Consider the following 23,847-nt stretch of genomic DNA (forward strand, 5'->3'; position numbering starts at 1 on the left):
TACAGCTCGTAAGAGTTGTAGGTTTTTTTGTGTTTAAAATTTTAGTATTTATTGCATAATCATTAAATTTATTTTATAATACTAACAAGTCAGACAAGTTAAAGCGTTTACATTAAGGGGGAGAATTATGAATAAGAGATTTACTTTTCTTGCGGTTATAGTGTCTCTGTTGCTCATTTTGAGCGGATGTAACTTTAAGAAAAAAGAAATTTACAACATAGCGACAGCATCAACGGGTGGTACGTATTATCCGATTGGTGTCGGTATGGGTCAACTTTGGACAGAACATTACCGCGATCAAAACATTAAATTTAACGGTCAATCTTCAGCAGGATCTGTTGAGAATATTGACTTACTTAAAAATGGTGAAGCAGATTTAGCAATTTTACAAAACTTAATTTCTACGCAAGCGACTGAAGGGACAGGGATTTATGAGGATAATGCTTATGAAGATTTACGTTCAATCGGTATGATTTGGCCAAACGTAGAACATTTTGTGCTAATGAATAGTAAAGTTGAAACCGGTAACATCTCAGACATCGAAGGAAATTCATTCTCTGTTGGACCGCAAGCGAGTGGTACTGAACAGTCTACGATTACGATGATGCAAGGTATCGGTCTTACAAAAGATAATATTAGACCTGAATACTTAGGATATGATGAAACAGTTTCAGCAATGCGTGATGGTAGACTTGACGGAGGTTCTTTACCAGCAGGGACACCTGTTTCTGCAGTGACTGACATGTATGCGAGTAACGTAAAAGCGTCTATTTTAGAAGTAACTGACGAACAATTAGAAGAAATTAACAAAGTAGTAAGTGCATGGTATTTATATACGATTGAAGCAGGAACGTATCCAAAACAAGATAAGGATATTCAAACGATTGCACAACCAAATATTTTAGTTACAACAACACATATGGATGAAGAACTCGTGTATAACCTTACGAAGATTTTATTTGAGAATAGAGAATTTATGATTGGTGTTCATAACTCTGCGAGAGAGATGAGTATCGAAACTGCATTAGACGGTTTATCAACACCGCTTCACGCAGGTGCTTACAAATATTTTAAAGAGCAAGGTATTGAGATCGACGAAAAACTAATACCAGAAGAAGCGAAGGAGTGATATAAATGAGTAAACATTTAAACATTCAAACAAATCAAACTGAATTGACTCCAGAAGAGGAGAGAATGGAGCGTTTAAAAGGCACACCGTTTATTATCGCATCTATTGTTGCGGTAATCATTTCACTTTTCGTATTAGTCGCTTCGAGCTTTTTAAACATTCAAGAGTTTTATAGAAACACGATTTTTATAATGCTCATTACGATCCTAGCGTTTTTCCTTTATCCGAATAATAAGAAGGATAAAACTGCAACATTCGGAGTAGTCGATGTATTTTGGATTATACTCACGATTGCATCTTTTGGTTACATACTTTTTGCATATACGGATTTACACGTCAACCGTATGTCACAAGCACATACGACGGACTACGTGTTCGCGATACTTTGTATCGTTGTATTATTTGAAATTACAAGACGTGCGATTGGATGGTTTATACCGCTACTCAGTATATTTGCAATGGTTTACGCTGTATACGGTGTATATTTCCCGATTGACTTTGCACACTCTGGATTTAGTTTAAAGCGACTGTTATTTAGAATATACATGACGTCTTCAGGCATTTTCGGTAACACGTTATCGATTGCATCAACGTACATTGTACTTTTCGTAATATTTGGAGCGTTCTTAAGTGCGAGTGGAGCGAGTAGATTATTTAACGACCTTGCGCTCGCAATTGCGGGTCAGCGTCGTGGTGGTCCTGCACAAGTTGCTGTATTAACGAGTGCATTAACAGGGACGTTGAACGGTAGTGCGGTTGCGAACGTTGCAACAACAGGTGCGTTTACAATTCCACTGATGAAAAGTATCGGTTTAAAACCAAGGTTTGCCGGTGGAGTTGAAGCGGCAGCATCTACTGGTGGAATGATCATGCCTCCGATTATGGGAGCCGCGGCATTCATCATGGCTGGATTTTTAGGAGTGCCTTATACTGTCGTCGTTATTGCAGGTATAATTCCAGCATTACTTTACTATATCGCGCTAATCTTTGCAGTGGATACTGAAGCAAAAAAGCAAGGGTTAAAAGGGATTAGTAAAGATAACATTCCTGATGTAAAAGCAGTGTTAATTGAACGTGGTGCATTACTCTTACCAATCATTGTCGTGTTTGCAGTGTTATTAATGGGGCGTACAGCGATATTTGCAGGGTTTGCTGGTATCATTACTTCAATTATCGTATCGTATTTAACGAAAGATAAATCAAATAGAATTACATTACCAAGATTATTTGTCGCATTACGTGAAGGGGCAATTGGTTCTATTCAAGTTGCGATTGCGTGTGCGGTTGTAGGTATTATTATCGCAGTTGTTTCAATGACAGGTGTCGGGTCGATGCTTGCGTATAACGTGATTGATCTTGCTGGAGGAAACCTGTTCTTAATCCTTGTGATGGTTATGATTACATGTATTATATTAAGTTTTGGTTTACCTTCTACAGCGTTATACATCGTCGTTGCAGTAACAGCTGCACCGGCATTAGTACAAGCAGGGGTGTCACCACTTGCAGCACACTTCTTTGTGTTCTACTTTGGAGCGATGTCAAACGTCACACCACCAGTAGCTCTTGCTGCATATACAGCAGCAGGTATTGCGAACGCCGACCCAGTAGAGACGTCTTGGACAGCGTTACGACTGGCATTACCAGGGTTTATTATCCCGTTCATTATCGCGTATGATCCGATTATATTATTAGACGCGGGAGATGAAGGGGTGAACTACGTCAGGCTCTTATTCGTGTTTCTAACTGCTTTAGTCGGAATTTATGCGCTAGCAGTAGGTTTAGGTGGATTCTTAAAAACAAGATTAAACATCGTAGAGAAAGTATTGTTTGTTGTAACTGCGTTATTACTCATTACGACTCATTCACTAACTGATGTAGTCGGAATTATATTATTCGCTCTTCTTGTAGCGTTCCATATTATAAAAAGTAAAAGAACAGCAGGAGTTGCATAGGTGAATGACTCAAGTAGACAAAGTGTATAATCACTTATTAGAACATATTGAAAGAGGAGCTTATCAATTAAATGATAAGCTTCCTTCTCAATATGCACTCAGTAAACAATATGATGTAAGTCGAGCGACGATACGTGAAGCATTAACACGGCTGGAGTCTCTGAATTATATCGTCACTCATCAAGGGCAAGGAAGCTTTGTAATTAACACGAGTATTGCACCTTTACTTAGTAAACATGCATATGAAGAATTCGATGAAAGACAGCTCTATGATTTATTAGAAATTAGAACGATCATTGAAGTTGAAGCAGCAGCGTTAAGTGCGAGAAGACGAACGACAGATGATTTAAAAAACATTAAAGATGCGTTAAATCATTTCGAAAATATTACGATTAATGACGAGGACGTAGGTGTTGAAGCGGATTATAAATTCCACGAAGCGATTATTATATCGACTAAAAACGAATATTTAATTCAAACGTTTCGAAATTTTAAAGAGATTCATGTTAAAGCATTGACATATTCTTTAAAAATGAACTTGAATCGTCCAAGAAAACGTCAAAGCGTTTATAACGAACACCGAGATATTTACAATTCGATATTCAATCAAGACGAAGAGAGAGCAAGTGCATATATGAAACAACACCTAGAGACGATGCGGTTAAAACTAGGTGACCCGAGAGTTGAGTGATGATATGAATGATTCAGTAATTAAAGAGTTAAAAAATATATTTAAGTCCCGACTACTATTAGAAGTCGATGACCGAGTGTCCTATAGCTATGATGCTTCTTTTGGACAGTATATGCCAGATGCAGTTGTTCAAGTATTATCGACAGAAGAAGTCGTTAAAGTTGTAAACATTGCAAAAGAGTATAACATTCCGCTATACCCTAGAGGTGCAAGTTCAAGTTTATCTGGAGGGCCACTTCCTGTCCATAAAGGAATCGTGTTAGATTTTTCTCAATGGGATGACACACTTGAAATTTACCCTGAGGACTTAATTGTAAAGGCGAGTCCAGGCGTTATCACAGACAGAATACACGAACTCGCAAATCAACATAACTTAATGTATGCTCCTGATCCTTCATCGTCTAGAATTTGTACAATTGGTGGAAATTTAGCGGAAAACGCTGGCGGTCCACGTGGTGTAAAATACGGAGTTACAAAAGACCATGTGCTAGGATTAGAAATAGTCACTGCAAATGGCGACGTTGTAAAAACAGGTGGTAACACAGTTAAAAACGTAACAGGTTATGATTTGACAAAGCTAATCGTAGGGTCTGAAGGTACGTTAGGAATTATTACTGAAGCAACGTTACGACTCATACCTAAACCAGAAGATACACTCACAGCAATGGTAATTTTTGAAGATATAGTAGTCGCTGGAGAGTCGATTTCAAAAATTTTATCATCTGGAATTCACCCATCGAAAATGGAGATTCTAGACAAGAACTCGATTAATAGAGTCGAAGACTTTAGACAATTAGGACTTCCAAGAGACGCAGATGCAATACTATTAATTGAAGTTGATGGTAACAAAAAAGTATTACACGATGAACTTAACGAAGTTAAAAAAGTACTCGCATCATTAAACGTGACAAACGTTAAAATCGCACAGACAAAAGATGAAGAAAAAGAGTTATGGGAAGTACGAAAACTCGTCTCTCCTGCAATTGTAAAAAGTGGGTACACGAAACTTTCTGAAGATGCGACCGTACCGCTGAGTAAAATTCCAGATATGTTCAATAAAGTGAATGAGCTAAAAGAGAAATATAATTTAAACTTAGTTATATTTGGTCATGCAGGAGATGGGAACCTACACCCGAATTTAATTATTAATATGCGTGACGATGATGAAGTAAAACGTGCGGAAAAAGCGATTGATGAGTTATTTAAATTCACGATTTCAATCGGCGGTACGCTATCTGGTGAACATGGTATCGGTACGATGAAACGCGCGTATATGAAAGAAGAGTTAAAAGAAGCGGGTCTTAATTTCCAAAAGCTTATAAAACAAGCACTCGATCCACAGAACATTCTAAATCCAGGGAAGATATTTCCAGAAAAAGACGAACAAAGGATTGTGTTAAAGAATGAGTGAACAGTTATTACAAAAACTTGATTACGATAAGACGTTTGACTGTGTTCAATGTGGATATTGTCTCCCAGCGTGCCCCACGTACTTAGCATTTGGAAAAGAAAAACACTCACCAAGAGGACGCATTAACTTAGTGAAGATGACCGCTGAAGGGAAAATCGGCATCGAAGATATGCGAGATAGTATTGAACTTTGTCTAGGGTGTCGTGCGTGTGAAACGGTATGTCCAACTAAAGTCCAGTACGGCGATATTTTAATGTCAGCAGTCGAAGTACTCAATATCAATAAAAAGAAAACAATCGTTGAAAGGGTCGTTAGAAAAACTGCATTTGATTATATTTTAAGGTCAAAACGTATGATTAAACTCGTGAATAGAGCCACTTTCTTATATGACAAGACAAAAGTAAAACGACTCGCATCTACAGTTACAAACAATAACTTTTTAAAGAAATATCATCTTCTAAATCAAGCACTACCAGAAGCAGAGCTAATGAAAAAACGAGATTTATATAATGCTAACGAACCACGCCTTAAAGTCGCATATTTTGAAGGGTGTATTATGGAGTCATTCTTTTCTAAAATTAATACACTTGCAATGGAGATACTAAAAGCTCACGGTGTTGAACTCGTAAAAGTGAAACAGACGTGTTGTGGGGCTCTACAGCATCATGCAGGTGAGAAGGATATCACGATTCAACTTGCAAAAGAAAATATTCAACAATTTAACGATGTTGAATGTGACTTTATCGTGAACTCCATTGGTGGATGTGGAGCTACATTAAAAGAATACGACAAATTATTTGAAGGTGATAGCGAGTGGGAGGAACCTGCGAAACAATTTAAAGAGAAAGTTCGAGATATTTCAGAATTGTTTGAGATGATCGATTTAAATTTAATCTACCCAATAGAAAAGAATGCAGTGTATCAACCATCTTGTCATTTAGAAAATGTCCAAAAGGTGTTTAATAGTCCGCTTGAAATTATTCGTCAAATACCGAGCTTAAATTATATCGATATGCCAGGGAAATCGCTATGCTGTGGTTCAGCAGGGATTTATAACGTTTTAAATTTTGATGCATCGATGCAAATACTCGATATGAAGATGAAAAACGTTAAAACAGTGAAACCAAATTTAATTATTACGTCTAATCCAGGCTGTCATATGCAGATGATCATCGGTGTAGAAAAAGAAGGTTTATCAGATAAAATAGAAGTAAAACATCTCGTTGAAGTTGTAGCAGAATCATGTGGAGTGATATAAATGAAAATTAATATATTAATCGTTGGAGCAGGAATCGTCGGTATGAGTACAGCGTATCACTTATCTGAAAAGTATCCAGATAAAAAAATCGTCGTGCTTGAAAAAGAAAACGAAGTCGCGAAACACCAAACAGGTCATAATAGCGGTGTTATCCATTCAGGAATTTACTATACACCAGGATCTTTTAAAGCGAAGTTCGCAAGAAACGGTTCAAATAGTATGTATGAATTTTGTGATATGCACAATATTAAGTACGATAGATGCGGAAAAGTCATCGTGGCAACTGACGAATCAGAACTTGTACGTATGAACAATTTATATCAAAGAGGATTAGAAAACGGGTTAGATATTAAATTGTTAACAAAAGAAGAAGTAAAAGAAATTGAGCCACACGTCAATGTAGTTGGAGGCATTCATGTACGAAATACAGGAATCGTAGATTATACAGATGTCACAAATAAACTTAAAGAACTGTTTATTAAGAACGGTGGAAAAGTCATATTTGACGCAGGTGTGCGCAAAGTGTTTAAAGATGATCAAGGGCTCTTCATCTACACAAAAAATCAAATGTTTAAAACGGAGTTTCTCATTAACTGTGCAGGACTATATAGTGACCACATCGCTAAATTAAGTGGTATCGATACGGATATAAAGATTATACCGTTTAGAGGGGAATATTTTGTCGTTGATCCTGAAAATGAGTATCTAGTCAATACACTCATTTACCCAGTACCGAATCCAGAGTTACCATTTTTAGGTGTACATTTTACAAATATGATTCACGGTGGGGTAGATGTTGGACCGAATGCAGTACTCGGATTTAAAAAAGAAGCATACGGTAAAATCGGTTTCGACTTAAGAGAAACGACTGAAATACTAACGTTTAGTGGTCTTTATAAAATGGGTGTCAAAAACATAAAAGAAGGTTTTAGAGAGTATTATCGATCATTTAATAAACGTGCTTTTGTAAAAAATGCACAAAAACTCATTCCAGAAATTACTGGAGACATGCTTACTCCAATGGAAGCGGGCGTACGAGCACAAGCCATGAAAAGTGATGGTACATTAATCGATGATTTTTATTTTGAATCGAATGACTATAGTCTTCACGTACTCAATGCACCGAGTCCAGCAGCAACATGTGCGATCGAGATAGGAAAAGAAATTACAAATAGATACGCACACGTTTCAAACTTAAATTAATCTGAGATTTTTGTTTTGAGCAAATTTTTAATAGAACGATGTTAAATGATGGTAGAATACGGTAATCATATTAAGAAGGTTAGGTATTAAAATGAATTTCCATAAGGATAATGCTCAGGTAACAAATATCACATTAAACATTCGAGATTTAAGTAAAATGAAAGATTTTTATATAAATATTTTAGGCATGAAATTAATTGAAGAAAGTGAATCGGGTTTCGTTGCAGGTTTTGAAGGTAGCACACACACATTCACTTTTGAAGTTTTAGAGAATGGTAGAGTGGCAGCTCAAAGTGAAGCGGGATTATTCCATATCGCAATTTTACTACCAACTCGAAGTGACCTGGGCCGTTTTATTAAACACATGTTTAATAGACAGATTCCTCTCTCAGGTGGGGATCACTTAGTGAGTGAAGCGACGTATCTCGTTGATCCTGAAGGAAATGGTATTGAAGTATATGTGGATAGAGATAGCGACACATGGTCTTGGTCCAATGGACAAGTGGTAATGGATACTCTAGCTTTAGATTTTGATGGTATTATTGAATCAAGTCGTAATACAGAGTGGTCAGGTATGCCAGAAGGTACAATTATTGGGCACTTGCACTTGAAAGGTGGCGTGGCGATTGACCTAGAATTCTATGGTAACTACGGATTTGAAATCGCGACTAAAGTCATGAGCGCATATTTCTTAGGTTCAAATAAATATCACCACCACATTGCAGTGAACAACTGGCATAGTAACAAAGCAAGAATCGATGCAATGAACACATACGGCTTAAAATCATTTAACATTTCAGTTCCAGACGCTCCGAGCGAAATAGTAGAAACACCAGAAGGTATTAAAATGGTCGTAAACTAAATAAACGATAAAGCGGCACTCTTAGAATAATCTTAGAATTTATAGATTATTCTTTAAATAACAAGATAGTCCCTATTTAGCAAGATATACTAGAAGTCTTCCGTCTGCAGACTTCTAGAAGAACTTAATCAGACTAGCATGAATTGTGGAACGTTCTCTTCCGGCGTTCATGCGAAACTTTAATTGAGAACTACACACGTAGAAAGAAGTGTAGCAAGATCCTTGGACGCGGGTTCGACTCCCGCCGTCTCCATATATCGCCTACAGCTCGTAAGAGTTGTAGGTTTTTTTGTGTTCAAAATTCCTTAAATTAAAGTGTTATATATTGAATTATCTCCACTAATAGAGATTTTTTATGTATTTAGTATAATGAATTAAAAAAGGAATTATATATATAATGAAACTATCGTTTAAATCTTTAATATTTTATATGAAATTTAGAGGTGTTGAATTCAAACACATTGACGAGTATGAAGCTATGAAAATATTAGAATATAAGAATTATTACTTTAAACTTAATAGTTATGTAGATAATTATCCGAAACAAACAGTTAGATATCAAAATGAATTAATAGAAAGATACCAGAAAGTTGACTTTAAAAACTTAGTTGATCTCGCGAGTTTGGATATGCAGTTGAGATATATAATTATAAAATTTTGTTTAGATATTGAACATTTCATAAAGTTAAACATAATTCGTACTATCACGAATAATCGAGATGAAGATGGTTATAATGTAGTACAGGAATTTTTTGCTTATAGAAAATTAGATAATCCATACGAAAAAATGCTAGGTTATTTAAAGTATGATCATTTTAGAAATTCCGATTTTGAAAAATATAAAAGCCAACCTCCGATATGGTTCTTAATTGAACATTTACAGTTTGGGGATTTGTGCTGGTTTGTTGAATTTTTATATAATAAATATGATTTCCCTGAATACAAAGATTTAAGTAAAACGGTGAGGTTTGTAAAAAATATCAGAAATAAAGCCGCACATAATACTCCAATATTAAATAATATAGTTATAAACAATCAAATTAGTGGTAATAATAAAAGTGTAATAATCACTAACTTTGGTAAGAGTTTAGGACTTAATGATAGACAGTTAAATAAGAGACTGAGAAATTTTAACATGCATGATTTATTAGCGATGTTCTATGTATATAAAAAAGTTGTTTTAAGCGAGAAGATGAAAGAACATAGAATAGAAGAGTTTGTGCAATTTATGAATAGAGCAAGAAGGAATCGTTCAATATACGATGAACGGTTTACCTCAGTATATAGATTCTTTGAGAAAGTGCTTGAAAATTATTAGTAAATAATCTAATATTATAAATAAGGAAATAAACTATAAGTTTGTAGGCTCTGCATCGAAAGATGTAGAGCTGAGTTTTTTATACTCAATACCATCCCCAAAATACTTCTTTACATTCGTACAGATGTTCTGTATAGTTAGGATATGGTAATAATTATTCAAATGAGATGTAGTGTTATTTAATAGATTCACTCGTAGAAGTTTGAATGTTTTACACATATTATTTTTATTACGGGGGTATTCTATTATGAATAACGGTACAGTTAAATGGTTTAACGCAGAAAAAGGTTTTGGATTCATCGAGAGAGAAGACGGAGACGACGTATTCGTACACTTCTCAGGTATTGTTGGTGAAGGTTACAAAACTTTAGAAGAAGGACAAAACGTTGAGTTCGAAATCGTTGAAGGCGATCGTGGACCACAAGCAACAAACGTTGTCGTTCAATAATTTAAAATTTATATAGTAATATATAATAAAAGTCAGCAATCTTTGGATTGCTGACTTTTTTGTTTATAAATCTAATTCAGGGTATGCGTTAAACTCTTCGAAATCTCCTGCAGTATTTAATAGTGGTGCAAATTTCGCAGTAACGACTTCTGGCGTTCCGTTAAACGCGTAATAGACTTTTCCGGTAATTTCTTCACCAGGTGCGATTTCTTGTAATATCGAGCTGTCTAAATCATAGTACGTCGCTTCTTTATCATTCACTTGTACTGAGACGTCACGTCCTGCTGGGAAGTTTTTGTCTGTATTGTTTTTATAATACACTTCAAGCTCTAATACATATTCAAACGATTCAAAATGATCTTCGATTCTTTCATCTGTTAATTGACTCGATTTCACAGTGAAGTCGATGCCGTCGATTGTGACGATTTTCCCGATATCGTTACGCGTATCATTTTCAATTTCCTTTTCAGGCGATACTTTCACTTCTTTTACTTCAGTTTTTTCTGTCGTATCGTCGTTTGACTCTTTTGTAACATCATTTTCGTTATCTGTACTACAACCTGCAATAAATACGATTAGAGTAGTGCTTAACAGTAATTTCTTCATAGTGTCTCCTATCGTTAAATGTTTAAAAATATGGTATCATTCTTTTAAATGAGAAACAAATGAGAGTGGTAGTATGACGGAAATTGTCGTCACGTTAAGTAGCCGTAATTTGATAGAACTACAACAAGAGTTAGAGGACTTACATCACGCACGAGACGATTTCGATATTTTGGAATTTCGTGGCGATTATTTTGAAGACGATGAAGAAATTATCGACGCACTATATGGTTTAAGAGAGTTAAATAAGCGTATTTTGTATACATATCGTACGGAAAGTGAAGGTGGATATGGTAGCGATGACGATTACGTGTCACATATGGAATACATTTCAGCGCATGCACCGTTTGATATTTTAGACATTCAGTACAATAGTTATAGAGAGGCTGCGTTTATTTCACACGTCAAATCTCGTAGTATCGATGTACTGTTTAGTCATCATGATTTTCTAAAAACGCCAAATAAAAAAACAATACAGTCGATTATCGATGGAATGTATGAATCATTTGCGGACTATTGTAAAGTCGCGTATATGCCAACAAATAATGAAGACGTCGAATTACTCTTTGAATTGTTAAAACAAAATAAAGAAAAGTACGGAAATATGATTATTATCATCGCGATGGGGGAAAGGGGTAAAATAACACGCGTCGCAAAAGCACCGTACAATTCAGCGTTCACTTACGGATGTTTAAAGACGCCACAAGCACCCGGCCAAGTGGAAATAAAAATGCTAAGAGAGGTATATCAATATAATGAATAAATATTACGAGTATAAAAAATGTTCAACATGTCGTAAAGGTAAAAAGTATATAGAAGATAAAGGAATCAATTTAGAAGTCATTGATATGGTAGAAGAACCACCGTCAGAATACGAACTAAAAGACATCGTTAGTAAAGCAGATAATTACGAAATTGATGACTTTTTTAATACGCGCGGTAAAGTATTCAAAGATCTCGGCTTAAAAGAAAAGTTAGATACGATGTCATTCGATGAAAAAATTGAATTACTGTCGAGTGATGGCATGCTTATCAAGCGTCCGATGCTCGTTACAGAGAGTGCTGTCGTTTTAGGATTTAAGGAAGAACAATATGACGCAGTTTTAAATGATTAACATTCTGATTTAATTTGTCTATATGTTAGTTATGTGAGATAATACAATTATTAATTATTCATTACTAGGGGGTTTTTGTTTTGGCAACACCAAACAACTTAAAGTATTCAGAAGATCATGAGTGGGTAAAAGTTGACGGAGATACAGTAACTATTGGTATTACTGAGTTCGCACAGTCAGAATTAGGAGACATCGTTTTCGTTGAGCTTCCTGAAGAAGGAGACGAAATCGCAAAAGGTGACGACTTCGGTTCAGTAGAATCTGTAAAAACAGTATCTGAATTATATGCGCCAGTTTCTGGTGAAGTACTTGAAGTAAACGAAGAGCTCGAAGACAGCCCTGAGTTAGTAAACGAATCACCATACGAAGAAGCTTGGATGTTAAAAGTTAAGCTTAGAGATGCATCAGAACTTGATGAGTTAATGGATGCAGCAGCTTACGAAGAAATGACAGGACAATAATTTATGTAAGAACTCTAGACGATGTCTAGAGTTTTTTCTTTCAAAGGATTTAAAAAATGAAACAAAAAATTACAGAAGAAGAACTAACATCTATCATAAAACGAAGCGGCGTTGAAGTGATCTACGGGTATACGCCGATGTGTGCGACGTGTAAACTCGCAGAGTCTTTTTTAAATATCGCAACAAAAGTCATAGACGTAAACGTCACAAAGATTGATTTAAACTATTACGAGGCTTTTATTCAGCAATATAAAATTCACAGCGTTCCGGCGCTGTTAATCTTTAAAGACGGTAAACTACAAGAAGAAGTGTACGCGTTTGAGTCGGTGACTAAAATTGTCGAAATATTTAAAAAGTACGTTGACAATGAAAATTCGTAGTGCTACAATAAATCAAACTTAATAATTCTTATCCAGAGTGGTGGAGGGAAGTGCCCAATGAAGCCACGGCAACCGTCTAAATAGACAAGGTGCTAATTCACTGAATGGTTATAATCATTCGAAGATGAGAAAGCGAACGTTATTTATGCTTACTCATTTTTGAGTAAGCATTTTTATTTTCTTAAAGTGAAAAAGAATTATTAAGCGGATATAACTGGAGGCAAAGCGATGATTGATATTAAAAATGTCACTAAAGTTTTTAAAGGGAAAAAGAAAACCGTCCATGCGGTAGATGATGTGTCGTTACATATCGAAAAAGGAGAAATTTTCGGTATTATCGGATACTCCGGGGCTGGAAAGTCTACGCTAATCCGAATGCTTAACGGTTTAGAAACACTTTCAAGTGGAGACGTTGTAATCGGTGGAGACACGATAAACACCCTTTCAAAAAAAGCATTACGTAAAAAGCGCCAAAAAGTGTCGATGATTTTCCAACATTTTAACTTGTTATGGTCCCGCACAGTCTATGAAAACATTCGCCTCCCCCTTGAAATCGCAGGTGTATCAAAGAGTGAAATGGACGCTCGTGTGACGGAGTTAATTCATCTTGTCGGTTTAGAAGGTAGAGAACATAACTATCCAAGTGAATTATCCGGCGGTCAAAAGCAGCGTGTCGGTATCGCAAGAGCACTTAGCAATCATCCGGAAGTGTTATTATGTGACGAAGCGACGAGTGCTTTAGACCCACAAACGACAGATGAAATACTCGATTTACTCTTAAAAATTCGCGAAGAGCTAGGGTTAACAATCGTCATGATCACACACGAGATGCAAGTGATTCGTAAAATTTGCGACCGTGCAGCCGTCATGGAAAATGGTAAAGTCATCGAAGTTGCACCGATTATCGAATTGTTCCAAAATCCAAAATCATCAGTTACAAAACGATTTGTACAAGATGATTTAGACGATGAAGACGTCGACGTTCAAATTAAAGCGATTAAAGAAAGTTTCCCAAATTCGACAGTATTAAAACTCGGATTTGTCGGTACGAAAGCAAATCGCCCAATCGTCTCTCAAGTGATTAAAACGTATGATTTAGACATGAACGTCTTATCAGGAAATATTAAACAAACAAACGACGAATCATACGGTCATCTATACGTTGCGACTGAAGTTCAAGGTGAGACGTTAACTAAAATTATTGAGCAGTTTGAACGTGAAGATGTGTCAGTGGAGGTCATCAAATGAACGATATAAAAGAAATGTTCCGATTTGAACACGTCAAAATCGATGCACTAATCGAAGCGACGATAGAAACGCTGACAATGACAGGAATCGCGACGCTATTTTCATTCGTCATAGGAATTATACTCGGTGTCATTTTATTTCAATCATCAAAAGGTAAGGCGATTGCCTCTAAACCAGTGTACGGTGCGACATCATTTGTCGTTAACCTATTTCGTGCCATTCCGTTTATCATTTTAATCATATTACTCATACCGTTCACAAAAGCAATTATGGGAACGATGATGGGAGTATGGGGAGCGATGCCCGCGTTAATAATCGGCTCGTCTCCGTTTTATGCGAGACTCGTTGAGATCGCGTTAAAAGAAGTCGACAAAGGCGTCATTGAAGCTGCTGAGTCGATGGGTGCAACGCAAACTGAAATTATTTGGAAAGTGTTACTCCCTGAATCACTTCCAGCACTCATTTCAGGGATTACAGTAACGGCGATTATGCTCGTCGGTTCAACTGCAGTGGCTGGTGTTATTGGAGCAGGAGGTCTTGGAAGTCTAGCATACATGGTCGGATTTACGAGAAATCAACCAGACGTGACACTCGTTGCGACAATCGTTGTTTTAATTATCGTTTTTATCATTCAAATTATAGGAGACACTGTATCAAAAGCAGTCGACAAAAGATAAGAGGAGACTTATTTATGAAAAGAATATTATTTGCATTTACATTATTACTAACAGTAGTACTCGCTGCATGTGGTGGCGGAAAAGAAGCAAACGAAAAATTAACAGTCGTTGCGACACCAGTACCACACGCTGAAATTTTAGAAGAAGCAAAACCATTATTAGAAGAAAAAGGAATCGATCTCGACATTAAAGTCGTGAACGACTACAACACACCAAACCAAATGTTAGACAGTGAAGATGCAGATGCAACATTCTTCGCACACATTCCATACTTTAATAACTTAATAAAAGAAGGATTCGACTTTGAAAACATTGGAGCCGTTCACTTAGAGCCTATCGGTGCATATTCTAACGATTATAAATCATTAGAAGAGTTACCAGACGGAGCAAAAATTATGCTTTCAAACAACGTGCCAGATGAAGGACGTATCCTTAAATTCTTCGTCGACCACGGTTTAATTACATTAAAAGACGGTGTTGACCCAATCGAAGCAACAATTGACGATATCGAAGACAACCCACATAACTTCGTATTCGACAACAAAACAGCACCAGAAATCATGGTCAAAGCATACGAAAATAACGAAGGTGATGTGTTCTTTATCAACGCAAACTACGCGATTGACTCAGGATTATCACCAAAAGAAGATGCAATCGAACTTGAAGCGGCAGACTCAGACTACGTAAACGTTGTAATTGTAAGAAGCGCAGACAAAGATAACGAAAACTTAAAAACACTTGTAGAAGTATTACAAAGTGAAGAAATCAAAAAATTCATCGATGGCAATTATGACGGTGCAGTAATTCCGGCAGAATAATGAGAAAAGACACGGCTTTTTAAGTCGTGTTTTTTTGTGTGGAAAGACGAATTTTTTATCTTTTTATTAAAGAGTAAGTTTATATTTGTTCGATAGCTGGGTATATTTACATATCAAGAATTTACTGGAGGTAATCTAAATGGATGAATTTGAACGTAATTCAGAATACACATATGAAACACGCCCTGTGTTTGACGGACAAATCGTCATGCTATCGTACTTATCATTATTTGTATCAGCATTCATTGCGCCGTTAATTATATGGGCAGTTAAGAAAGACGACGATCCAGAAACGGGTGCTGCACTAGCTGACGTACTAAACTTCTCGATTTCGTATTCAATCTATTCATTTGTTTCTTCGATATTAACTGTAGTTCTCATCGGCTTTATTACGACACCTATTATATTAGTCATGGTTGTAGTATTCACGATTATTGGAGCGATTAAATCATCAAACGGTGAAAGATATCTTCCACCACTAACAATTCGATTCATTAAATAAGGAAAACGCATGTGCCTAAGCACGTGTGTTTTTTTCGTGTGGAGTGTGAGTGAGCTGTGTCGGTGTCTACCGTATACGATAATTGATCTTTCGCCTGTTTTTCATCTTAATTAACAAAAAATTGTTGAATGTGTTAAATATATCCGGATAATTAACAAAAACATGGGATTCAGTGCTGTTTTTGTTAGATAAAAAAATATAATTAACAAAAGTGAGGGTGGCGAGACGAAATCTGTCAATTATATCCGAATATCTAACAGAATCGCGAAATTTTTGTTAAATATAATTTTAGGGAATGGTGTTATCGCTATTTTGGAATACAACAACACTTTCTGACTCCCCGAATTCAGATCTCACCGAGGTTTTTCATCTTAATTAACAAAAAATTGTTGAATATGTTAAATATATCCGGATAATTAACAAAAACCTGGGATTCAGTGCTGTTTTTGTTAGATAAAAAAATATAATTAACAAAAACCGAGGTGGCGTCTTGAAATTTGTTAATTATATCGAGATATCTAACAAAATCGCGAAATTTTTGTTAGATATAATTTTGAGAAGCAGCTTTATTACTCCTTTGGGATAAAACGACACTTTAAACCTTCCGAAATTCAAATCACCACGAGGTTCTTCATCTTAATTAACAAAAAACGTCTCAGCGACCTGAAATTTGATTATTATAATTCCGAGAAAAAACTAAGACTCTTCAGAAATAAAAACACATCAAAACTCCAACGAAAATCACCAAGTTACCTACCAGTTCTTCATCATTTACCTGATTTTTATTCTCAATTCTAAAATTCGATTATCACAATGTATAACACTACAAATATCCGTTGTTTTACGTTATACTAAAGTCATTATGGTCATGGGAAACTTTGACTATAGTTTAGAACTATTATAAACTATTATATGGAAAATAAATTCTATCTAATTGGAGGATTATCGGATGACTTCTGTTTTAGAAATTAAAGACTTACATGTCGAAATTGATGGCAAGAAAATACTTAAAGGTTTAAATCTTACACTTAAACAAGGTGAGATTCACGCTGTAATGGGACCTAACGGTACGGGTAAATCTACACTCGCTCAAGCGATTATGGGACACCCTGCATACGATGTAACGCAAGGTGAAGTTTTACTTGATGGTGAGAACGTACTGGAAATGGAAGTTGACGAGCGTGCGCACGCTGGTTTATTCCTAGCGATGCAGTATCCGTCAGAAATTTCGGGTGTAACAAACTCAGATTTCTTACGTTCAGCTATTAACTCAAGCCGTGAAGAGGGCGACGAGATTAACTTAATGCAATTTATTAAAAAACTAGATAAAAACATGGATTTCTTAGAAATGGATCCAGATATGGCAACGCGTTACTTAAACGAAGGGTTCTCTGGTGGGGAGAAAAAACGTAACGAAATTTTACAACTCATGATGTTAGAACCTAAATTCGCAATCTTAGACGAGATTGACTCTGGTCTAGATATCGACGCGTTACAAGTTGTTTCTAAAGGTATTAACGAACTGCGTGGACCTAGCTTCGGTTCATTAATTATCACGCACTATCAACGCTTATTAAACTACATCGAACCTGACTTCGTACACGTAATGATGCAAGGTAGAGTAGTAAAATCAGGCGGAAAAGAACTTGCAGAACGTCTTGAGAACGAAGGTTACGAGTGGATTAAACAAGAACTCGGAATTGAAGACGAAACAGTAGACGCAGTAGAATAATATCAGGAGGAACTGTAATGGCTAACGAATTCGTTTTAGATAAAGAAAAAGTCTTAAACGACGCAGAACAAAATGGTGTGACAGAGTTCTTTACAAATAAAAGAAAAGAAGCACTAGATTTAATCGATCGTTTAGACATGATAAAACCAGACAAAACACGTATTTATAACTGGGACTTTTTTACAGTTGAGCAACCATTTACGGAAAGTTCAACGTTTGATTCAATTTCTGATTTACCTGAAAAGGTAAAAGAAGTTGTAGAAGTAGAGAATGTAGAAAACTTATACGTGCAACACAATAACACGAAAGCATTTGTAGAATTATCTGAGTCATTAAAGTCTCAAGGTGTTATTGTTGAAGATATATTTACAGCATCAGAAAATCATAAAGACTTAGTTGAAAAGTACTTTATGACTGAAGGTGTAGCTGTCGATGAAAACAAACTGACAGCTTACCACCAAGCGATGTTAAACGGTGGGGTCTTCATCTACGTACCGAAAAACGTAAAAGTTGAAGCGCCAATTCAAGTCGTGTTTTACCACGATGATGAAAATGCATCGTTATATAACCACGTCTTACTCGTTGCAGATGAAGGTTCTGAAGTAACTTATGTAGAAAACTATGTCACGAACTTAGAATCAGCGAATGGACAGTTAAACGTTGTAAGTGAAGTGCTTGCAAAAGATAACGCAAAAATTAACTACGGTGCAGTAGACTTCTTAGCAAAAGATCTTACAGGATATGTCGTACGTCGCGGTGTAACAAGTCGTGATGCTGAAATCGACTGGGCACTCGGTCTAATGAGTGACTCAAACGTCATTTACGATAACACGACGTACTTAAACGGTGATAACTCAGAATCAGAAGTTAAAATCGTTACAATTGGTCGTGGACAACAAATCTTAAACTTCACGACAGAAGTTATTCACTACGGTAAAAATACGTACGGAAACATCTTAAAACACGGTGTAATGAAAGAGAACGCAAACAGCGTATTTAACGGGATTGGTCACATCAAAAAAGGTGCGACGAACTCAAACGCTCAACAAGAATCTCGCGTATTAATGCTTGACGGTAAAGCGCGTGGTGACGCGAACCCAATTCTATTAATCGACGAAGATGAAGTGGAAGCAGGACACGCAGCATCAGCTGGTCGTGTGGATGAACTACAACTCTTCTACTTAATGAGTAGAGGGCTTAAGCGTGAAGAAGCAGAACGCTTAGTTATCCACGGATTCTTAGCACCAGTTGTTGTAAGCTTACCGATTGAAAGTGTTAAAAACTTACTCGTAGAAGTGATTGAAGATAAAATTTTACACTAATAATACTAGGAGGCTTCCACATTGGACATTAACACAATAAGACAAGACTTTAAGGTCCTTGACGAAACAGTTAATGGGAATGCACTTACGTACTTAGACACGTCAGCTACAAGCTTAACGCCAAAAAGCGTCGTGGATAAGACGAATGACTATTACTTTAAATATAACGCAAACGTACACCGAGGGGTCCATACTCTCGGTTCGCTTGCGACTGATGCATATGAATCTGCGCGTATGAAAGTACGTAAATTCATAAATGCAAAACGATTTGAAGAAATCATTTATACACGTGGGACAACAGCAGCACTCAACTTAGTCGCACGTTCACTTGGTGATTTTGCTGTTGAAGCGGGCGACGAAATCGTCGTAACAGAAATGGAACACCATGCAAATATCGTACCTTGGCAACAACTTGCAAAACGTAAAGGTGCAAAATTGGTGTTTATTCCGCTTGAATCTGACGGAACGATTACGCTAGATAGCGTTAAAAGTGTCATGTCAGATAAAACAAAAATTGTTGCGATTACTCACGTTTCAAACGTACTCGGTACAGTAAACGATATTAAATCTATCGCAAAAATCGCACACGACCACGATGCATATATCGTTGTAGATGGTGCGCAAGCTGTACCTCATATGACAGTAGACGTCCAAGATTTAGACGTTGATTTCTATGCGTTTAGTGCACATAAAATGCTTGGTCCAACAGGTGTTGGTGTACTATATGGTAAAGCAGAAATCCTAGATCAATTAGAGCCGATAGAATACGGTGGAGATATGATCGATTACGTGTATAAAGAAGACGCAACATGGACGGATTTACCAGTGAAGTTTGAAGCGGGAACACCGATGATTGCTGAAGCAATTGGACTCGGTGCAGCAATCGACTATTTACTCGAAGTCGGTATGGATAACATCCACGACTACGAGCAAGAACTTGTAAATTATGCTTACGAAGAAATGCAGAAAATTGATGGTATTACCATTTATGGACCGAAAGAACGCGCAGGGTTAATTACATTTAATCTTGACGGAGTGCACCCACACGATTTAGCAACAGCGCTTGATCAAGAGGGTATCGCTGTTCGTGCAGGACATCACTGTGCACAACCATTAATGAAATGGTTAGACACAAATTCAACAGCACGTGCAAGTTTCTATATTTATAATACTAAAGATGAAATAGACACATTCATTCGAGGCTTAGAGCGTACGAAGGAGTTTTTCTCATATGAATTTTAGTAATTTAGAACAGCTATACCGTTCAGTCATTATGGACCACTATAAACATCCGCGTAATAAGGGAGAATTAGATAGTGGAACGATTACTATTGATATGAACAACCCAACATGTGGAGATGAAATTCGACTCATGTTAGAAGTAAAAGACAATATAATTGACGACGTTCGTTTCGAAGGACATGGTTGCTCGATTTCAATGGCAAGCGCATCGATGATGACAGAAGCTGTTAAAGGTAAAAATGTAGAGCGTGCGTTAGAAATGGCAGATGAGTTTAGTAAGATGATGCTCGGAGAAGAGTACACAATCACAGACGATATGGGCGACATTGAAGCATTATCCGGCGTCAGCCAATTCCCTGCAAGAATTAAATGTGCGACTCTATCTTGGAAAGCACTTGAAAAAGGTGTAAAAGAAGAAGAATAACCGCACGGAATATGATTAGGAGTGAATCGTTATGGCAATGAGAAAAGCGCCAGATATTGGTGAATATAAATATGGTTTCCGCGATGAAGACGTCTCGATTTTCCGTTCAGAACGCGGGTTAACTGAAGAAATTGTTAGAGAGATTTCAAAGATGAAAGAAGAGCCAGAGTGGATGTTAGACTTCCGTCTAAAATCACTTGAGCAGTTCTATAGTAAGCCGATGCCAACATGGGGTGGAGACTTATCAGAACTTAACTTCGACGAAATTCGTTATTACGTAAAACCTTCAGAGCGTTCAGAACGTTCTTGGGATGAAGTGCCTGAAGAAATCAAACGTACGTTTGATCGCTTAGGTATTCCTGAAGCAGAGCAGAAATACTTAGCAGGTGTATCTGCACAGTATGAATCAGAAGTTGTTTATCACAACATGGAAAAAGAACTTGAAGAAAAAGGTGTCGTATTTAAAGATACTGACGCAGCACTTATAGAAAACGAAGAACTATTTAAAGAATACTTCGCGACAGTTGTACCACCTTCAGACAACAAGTTCGCTGCATTAAACTCAGCAGTTTGGTCTGGTGGATCATTCATCTACGTACCACCTCACGTCAAATTAGATAGTCCGTTACAAGCATACTTCCGTATTAACTCAGAAAATATGGGACAGTTTGAGCGTACGTTAATTATTTGTGACGAAGGTTCATGGTTACACTACGTTGAAGGTTGTACTGCACCAGTTTACACAACAAACTCACTGCACGCAGCAGTTGTTGAAATTATCGTTAAACCAAACGCATACTGCCGTTACACGACGATTCAAAACTGGGCAAACAACGTGTACAACTTAGTTACAAAACGTACATTTGCTGAAGAAAATGCAACGATGGAATGGGTAGACGGTAACATCGGATCTAAGATTACGATGAAATACCCGGCGATTTACCTTAAAGGTGAAGGCGCAAGAGGTATGACAATGTCTATCGCACTTGCAGGTAAAGGACAACTACAAGATGCAGGGTCTAAGATGTTACACTTAGCACCGAACACTTCATCGTCTATCGTATCGAAATCGATCGCACAACACGGTGGTAAAGTAACATACCGTGGACTTGTACACTTCGGGCGTAGAGCGGACAACGCAAAATCTACAATCGAGTGTGACACGTTAATTATGGATAAGCAATCGACGTCAGATACAGTTCCATACAACGAAGTCTACAACAACAACATTTCTTTAGAGCACGAAGCGCGTGTATCTAAAGTATCAGAAGAACAATTATTCTACCTTATGAGTAGAGGTATCGGTGAAATCGAAGCGACAGAAATGATCGTCATGGGCTTCATCGAACCTTTCACAAAAGAATTACCAATGGAATACGCAGTAGAAATGAACCGCCTCATCAGTTACGAGATGGAAGGTTCAATCGGATAAATATTACATTGACCGTCGCATGAAAGTGTGGCGGTTTTTTTATCTTATTATATTTTGTGTTCTAATACTAAAGGATGATTTTTTCACATTAAATTGACGTCTATACAAAATTAATGATAATCTCAAATTATAAAAGAAATAGGGGGGATTTAAATGGGTCAAACATGGCTTAAACTTGCAGTACTTTACTTAGTTTTCGGAATTTCTGTCGGATTATTTATGTCTTACACGATTCAATTAAACTGGGCTGCAGGACACGCACACGTTAACGTCGTTGGATGGTTAACAACACTAGGTATTGGAGCAGTATTATGTATTTACCCGCACTTAGCAAAAAACGGACTTGGTAAAGCAACGTTCTGGTTATACCATATCGGAGTTCCACTGTTCCTATTCAGTACGTTTTACGTACAAATTGATGCAAAAACAGCACACATCTTCACATTTATCGGTGGACCGATGTTCTTACTTGCAATTATTCTTTTCGGAGTGAATCTTTTCCTTAACTTAAATGAAAATACGAGTGATCTGAAACACTAAGATAACCGTATAAATTTATTTTTGTTATATTATGATAGCGTTTTTATTGTAAAAAAGAGCTATAAAAATTTAATACAAACCCTGTTTTAATGATTTCAAATTTCCAAGAAATTCCATTACAATGTGAGATAACTATATTGTAGAGGTGAAGGACATGAAATTATTATTAACAGGGTTTGTTCCGTTTTTAAATCATAAAATTAACCCGACAGAAGAAATTGTGAAAGCATTGGACAGTGAAACGATTAATGGGTACACGATTGAAACGAGAGTGTTGCCTGTTGACTTTAACGAATCAGAAAAAGAGTTATTAAAAGAAATAAATGAACGAAAGCCTGACGCAGTTATAATGCTCGGTCTCGCAGCTGGACGTAGTAAAATTACTCCAGAGCGAATTGCGATTAACGTAAAAGACGGCGCAAAAGACAACTCAGGTTTTGCACCAGTTGACCAACCGATTGTCGAAGGCGGTCCGGATGGATTGTTTTCAACACTTCCGATCCGCAAAATGGTAGATACGTTAAATGAATCGTATTTACCTGCAAAAATCTCTAATACGGCAGGCACATATTTATGTAATAACATGATGTACGTCGCACTACACGAAGCAAGCCGTAAAAATGACTCATTTAAAGCCGGATTCATACATCTACCAGCATCGCACGAACTTGCAATCGAGAATCCTGCATTACCAAGCATGTCGCTAGACGACCTTAAACGCACGGTTAGAATTTGTATAGAGGCGTTGTAAGCGGTGGGGATTCGTGCCGGTTTTTCATCTTTATTAACAAAAAAACGTTGAAAGTGTTAAATATATTAGGATAATTAACAAAAACGCAGAATCTTGCACCGTTTTTGTTAGATAAAAAGATATAATTAACAAAAACCGGCTCGACGACCCGAAATTTGTTAAATATATCCGGATATCTAACAGAATCCCGAAATTTTTGTTAAATATAATTTTGAAAAGTGGTGTTTAAGCTTTTTTAGGATAAAAAGACACAATCAACCTGCGAAAACAAACTCAAAACCAGGTTTTTCTTCTTTTATTAACAAAAAAACGTTGAAAGTGTTAAATA

Annotated in this window: 24 protein-coding genes, 1 other RNA gene, 1 pseudogene and 1 riboswitch; of the genes and pseudogenes, 25 read left to right on the forward strand and 1 reads right to left on the reverse strand. The window is 36.7% G+C overall.

Translation table 11 applies throughout. From position 1 onward, the window contains the following. Window positions 1-127 precede the first annotated feature (127 nt). From HMPREF3177_RS04735 to HMPREF3177_RS04775, 10 genes and pseudogenes are all read left to right on the forward strand, one after another. Window positions 128-1,129, forward strand: a complete 1,002-nt coding sequence (locus tag HMPREF3177_RS04735; protein WP_070457340.1) for a TAXI family TRAP transporter solute-binding subunit — start codon at window positions 128-130, stop codon at window positions 1,127-1,129. Window positions 1,130-1,134: 5 nt separating this feature from the next. Continuing rightward, window positions 1,135-3,081 (forward strand): TRAP transporter permease, encoded by a 1,947-nt coding sequence (locus tag HMPREF3177_RS04740; protein ID WP_070457342.1) that lies wholly within the window; start codon window positions 1,135-1,137, stop codon window positions 3,079-3,081. A 4-nt stretch (window positions 3,082-3,085) separates the two neighbouring features. Beyond that, window positions 3,086-3,772, forward strand: coding sequence for a FadR/GntR family transcriptional regulator (locus HMPREF3177_RS04745; RefSeq protein ID WP_070457345.1), 687 nt, complete (start codon window positions 3,086-3,088; stop codon window positions 3,770-3,772). Window positions 3,773-3,776: 4 nt separating this feature from the next. Beyond that, the gene (locus tag HMPREF3177_RS04750) at window positions 3,777-5,183 is read left to right on the forward strand and encodes an FAD-binding oxidoreductase (protein ID WP_070457832.1); all 1,407 of its coding nucleotides are present in this window, start codon (window positions 3,777-3,779) and stop codon (window positions 5,181-5,183) included. Continuing rightward, window positions 5,176-6,441: a (Fe-S)-binding protein gene (locus HMPREF3177_RS04755; RefSeq protein ID WP_070457347.1), complete on the forward strand. Its 1,266-nt coding sequence runs from the start codon at window positions 5,176-5,178 to the stop codon at window positions 6,439-6,441. Before HMPREF3177_RS04750 ends, HMPREF3177_RS04755 begins: the two co-directional genes overlap by 8 nt. Then, window positions 6,442-7,644: an L-2-hydroxyglutarate oxidase gene (gene lhgO / locus HMPREF3177_RS04760; RefSeq protein ID WP_070457349.1), complete on the forward strand. Its 1,203-nt coding sequence runs from the start codon at window positions 6,442-6,444 to the stop codon at window positions 7,642-7,644. Between the two features lie 91 nt (window positions 7,645-7,735). After that, window positions 7,736-8,089, forward strand: a pseudogene (locus HMPREF3177_RS08720) (VOC family protein); the annotation flags it as partial. A 330-nt stretch (window positions 8,090-8,419) separates the two neighbouring features. Further along, window positions 8,420-8,752: a transfer-messenger RNA gene (gene ssrA / locus HMPREF3177_RS04765) on the forward strand. 184 nt (window positions 8,753-8,936) lie between these two features. Continuing rightward, window positions 8,937-9,824, forward strand: coding sequence for an Abi family protein (locus tag HMPREF3177_RS04770; RefSeq protein ID WP_168161312.1), 888 nt, complete (start codon window positions 8,937-8,939; stop codon window positions 9,822-9,824). Between the two features lie 247 nt (window positions 9,825-10,071). Beyond that, window positions 10,072-10,272 carry a cold-shock protein gene (locus HMPREF3177_RS04775; RefSeq protein WP_040929414.1) on the forward strand — a complete coding sequence of 67 codons (201 nt, stop codon included), beginning with the start codon at window positions 10,072-10,074 and terminating at the stop codon, window positions 10,270-10,272. A 63-nt stretch (window positions 10,273-10,335) separates the two neighbouring features. Here the strand turns inward: HMPREF3177_RS04775 and HMPREF3177_RS04780 are convergent, their stop codons facing one another. After that, window positions 10,336-10,878 (reverse strand): hypothetical protein, encoded by a 543-nt coding sequence (locus tag HMPREF3177_RS04780; RefSeq protein WP_070457353.1) that lies wholly within the window; start codon window positions 10,876-10,878, stop codon window positions 10,336-10,338. A gap of 73 nt (window positions 10,879-10,951) precedes the next feature. On the opposite strand from HMPREF3177_RS04780, the gene aroD reads away from it, so the two are divergent. The 15 genes from aroD to pcp all read left to right on the forward strand — a co-directional run bounded on the left by aroD (window position 10,952) and on the right by pcp (window position 23,519). After that, window positions 10,952-11,638 (forward strand): type I 3-dehydroquinate dehydratase, encoded by a 687-nt coding sequence (gene aroD / locus HMPREF3177_RS04785; RefSeq protein WP_070457356.1) that lies wholly within the window; start codon window positions 10,952-10,954, stop codon window positions 11,636-11,638. After that, window positions 11,631-11,990 carry a Spx/MgsR family RNA polymerase-binding regulatory protein gene (locus HMPREF3177_RS04790; RefSeq protein ID WP_070457358.1) on the forward strand — a complete coding sequence of 120 codons (360 nt, stop codon included), beginning with the start codon at window positions 11,631-11,633 and terminating at the stop codon, window positions 11,988-11,990. Before aroD ends, HMPREF3177_RS04790 begins: the two co-directional genes overlap by 8 nt. Window positions 11,991-12,070: 80 nt before the next feature. Further along, complete coding sequence (gcvH, locus tag HMPREF3177_RS04795) at window positions 12,071-12,451, forward strand: glycine cleavage system protein GcvH (protein WP_070457360.1); 381 nt, start codon at window positions 12,071-12,073, stop codon at window positions 12,449-12,451. A gap of 56 nt (window positions 12,452-12,507) precedes the next feature. After that, entirely contained in the window at window positions 12,508-12,831 is a 324-nt protein-coding gene (locus HMPREF3177_RS04800) for a thioredoxin family protein (protein WP_070457362.1), read from the forward strand. Between the two features lie 25 nt (window positions 12,832-12,856). Next, a riboswitch (SAM riboswitch) is annotated at window positions 12,857-12,962 on the forward strand. Between the two features lie 97 nt (window positions 12,963-13,059). Beyond that, entirely contained in the window at window positions 13,060-14,079 is a 1,020-nt protein-coding gene (locus tag HMPREF3177_RS04805; RefSeq protein WP_070457364.1) for a methionine ABC transporter ATP-binding protein, read from the forward strand. Further along, the gene (locus tag HMPREF3177_RS04810; RefSeq protein ID WP_068130835.1) at window positions 14,076-14,756 is read left to right on the forward strand and encodes a methionine ABC transporter permease; all 681 of its coding nucleotides are present in this window, start codon (window positions 14,076-14,078) and stop codon (window positions 14,754-14,756) included. Before HMPREF3177_RS04805 ends, HMPREF3177_RS04810 begins: the two co-directional genes overlap by 4 nt. A gap of 14 nt (window positions 14,757-14,770) precedes the next feature. After that, window positions 14,771-15,574, forward strand: a complete 804-nt coding sequence (locus HMPREF3177_RS04815; RefSeq protein WP_070457366.1) for a MetQ/NlpA family ABC transporter substrate-binding protein — start codon at window positions 14,771-14,773, stop codon at window positions 15,572-15,574. A 139-nt stretch (window positions 15,575-15,713) separates the two neighbouring features. Further along, window positions 15,714-16,076 carry a DUF4870 domain-containing protein gene (locus HMPREF3177_RS04820; RefSeq protein WP_070457368.1) on the forward strand — a complete coding sequence of 121 codons (363 nt, stop codon included), beginning with the start codon at window positions 15,714-15,716 and terminating at the stop codon, window positions 16,074-16,076. A gap of 949 nt (window positions 16,077-17,025) precedes the next feature. After that, the gene (sufC, locus tag HMPREF3177_RS04825; protein ID WP_068130826.1) at window positions 17,026-17,808 is read left to right on the forward strand and encodes a Fe-S cluster assembly ATPase SufC; all 783 of its coding nucleotides are present in this window, start codon (window positions 17,026-17,028) and stop codon (window positions 17,806-17,808) included. A 17-nt stretch (window positions 17,809-17,825) separates the two neighbouring features. Further along, a complete protein-coding gene (gene sufD, locus HMPREF3177_RS04830) occupies window positions 17,826-19,130 on the forward strand; it encodes a Fe-S cluster assembly protein SufD (RefSeq protein ID WP_068130823.1) in 1,305 nt (434 codons plus the stop codon). A gap of 21 nt (window positions 19,131-19,151) precedes the next feature. Then, a complete protein-coding gene (locus HMPREF3177_RS04835; RefSeq protein ID WP_070457370.1) occupies window positions 19,152-20,372 on the forward strand; it encodes a cysteine desulfurase in 1,221 nt (406 codons plus the stop codon). Beyond that, window positions 20,362-20,796, forward strand: coding sequence for a Fe-S cluster assembly sulfur transfer protein SufU (sufU, locus tag HMPREF3177_RS04840; RefSeq protein WP_068130817.1), 435 nt, complete (start codon window positions 20,362-20,364; stop codon window positions 20,794-20,796). Before HMPREF3177_RS04835 ends, sufU begins: the two co-directional genes overlap by 11 nt. 37 nt (window positions 20,797-20,833) lie before the next feature. Further along, entirely contained in the window at window positions 20,834-22,228 is a 1,395-nt protein-coding gene (sufB, locus tag HMPREF3177_RS04845) for a Fe-S cluster assembly protein SufB (protein WP_070457835.1), read from the forward strand. A gap of 153 nt (window positions 22,229-22,381) precedes the next feature. Next, window positions 22,382-22,768: a hypothetical protein gene (locus tag HMPREF3177_RS04850; RefSeq protein ID WP_068130814.1), complete on the forward strand. Its 387-nt coding sequence runs from the start codon at window positions 22,382-22,384 to the stop codon at window positions 22,766-22,768. Window positions 22,769-22,922: 154 nt separating this feature from the next. Then, window positions 22,923-23,519 carry a pyroglutamyl-peptidase I gene (gene pcp, locus HMPREF3177_RS04855; RefSeq protein WP_070457372.1) on the forward strand — a complete coding sequence of 199 codons (597 nt, stop codon included), beginning with the start codon at window positions 22,923-22,925 and terminating at the stop codon, window positions 23,517-23,519. Window positions 23,520-23,847: the final 328 nt, after the last annotated feature.

It is taken from the genome of Nosocomiicoccus sp. HMSC09A07, from assembly GCF_001808485.1.
GTDB lineage: Bacteria > Bacillota > Bacilli > Staphylococcales > Salinicoccaceae > Nosocomiicoccus > Nosocomiicoccus ampullae_A.

Bases quoted from the DNA above. Each gene is read 5' to 3' on its own strand.
- HMPREF3177_RS04735 (WP_070457340.1), top strand. From the start codon at position 128: ATGAATAAGAGATTTACTTTTCTTGCGGTTATAGTGTCTCTGTTGCTC.
- HMPREF3177_RS04740 (WP_070457342.1), top strand. From the start codon at position 1,135: ATGAGTAAACATTTAAACATTCAAACAAATCAAACTGAATTGACTCCA.
- HMPREF3177_RS04745 (WP_070457345.1), top strand. From the start codon at position 3,086: ATGACTCAAGTAGACAAAGTGTATAATCACTTATTAGAACATATTGAA.
- HMPREF3177_RS04750 (WP_070457832.1), top strand. From the start codon at position 3,777: ATGAATGATTCAGTAATTAAAGAGTTAAAAAATATATTTAAGTCCCGA.
- HMPREF3177_RS04755 (WP_070457347.1), top strand. From the start codon at position 5,176: ATGAGTGAACAGTTATTACAAAAACTTGATTACGATAAGACGTTTGAC.
- lhgO (WP_070457349.1), top strand. From the start codon at position 6,442: ATGAAAATTAATATATTAATCGTTGGAGCAGGAATCGTCGGTATGAGT.
- HMPREF3177_RS04770 (WP_168161312.1), top strand. From the start codon at position 8,937: ATGAAATTTAGAGGTGTTGAATTCAAACACATTGACGAGTATGAAGCT.
- HMPREF3177_RS04775 (WP_040929414.1), top strand. From the start codon at position 10,072: ATGAATAACGGTACAGTTAAATGGTTTAACGCAGAAAAAGGTTTTGGA.
- HMPREF3177_RS04780 (WP_070457353.1), bottom strand. From the start codon at position 10,878: ATGAAGAAATTACTGTTAAGCACTACTCTAATCGTATTTATTGCAGGT.
- aroD (WP_070457356.1), top strand. From the start codon at position 10,952: ATGACGGAAATTGTCGTCACGTTAAGTAGCCGTAATTTGATAGAACTA.
- HMPREF3177_RS04790 (WP_070457358.1), top strand. From the start codon at position 11,631: ATGAATAAATATTACGAGTATAAAAAATGTTCAACATGTCGTAAAGGT.
- HMPREF3177_RS04800 (WP_070457362.1), top strand. From the start codon at position 12,508: ATGAAACAAAAAATTACAGAAGAAGAACTAACATCTATCATAAAACGA.
- HMPREF3177_RS04805 (WP_070457364.1), top strand. From the start codon at position 13,060: ATGATTGATATTAAAAATGTCACTAAAGTTTTTAAAGGGAAAAAGAAA.
- HMPREF3177_RS04810 (WP_068130835.1), top strand. From the start codon at position 14,076: ATGAACGATATAAAAGAAATGTTCCGATTTGAACACGTCAAAATCGAT.
- HMPREF3177_RS04815 (WP_070457366.1), top strand. From the start codon at position 14,771: ATGAAAAGAATATTATTTGCATTTACATTATTACTAACAGTAGTACTC.
- HMPREF3177_RS04820 (WP_070457368.1), top strand. From the start codon at position 15,714: ATGGATGAATTTGAACGTAATTCAGAATACACATATGAAACACGCCCT.
- sufC (WP_068130826.1), top strand. From the start codon at position 17,026: ATGACTTCTGTTTTAGAAATTAAAGACTTACATGTCGAAATTGATGGC.
- sufD (WP_068130823.1), top strand. From the start codon at position 17,826: ATGGCTAACGAATTCGTTTTAGATAAAGAAAAAGTCTTAAACGACGCA.
- sufU (WP_068130817.1), top strand. From the start codon at position 20,362: ATGAATTTTAGTAATTTAGAACAGCTATACCGTTCAGTCATTATGGAC.
- sufB (WP_070457835.1), top strand. From the start codon at position 20,834: ATGAGAAAAGCGCCAGATATTGGTGAATATAAATATGGTTTCCGCGAT.
- HMPREF3177_RS04850 (WP_068130814.1), top strand. From the start codon at position 22,382: ATGGGTCAAACATGGCTTAAACTTGCAGTACTTTACTTAGTTTTCGGA.
- pcp (WP_070457372.1), top strand. From the start codon at position 22,923: ATGAAATTATTATTAACAGGGTTTGTTCCGTTTTTAAATCATAAAATT.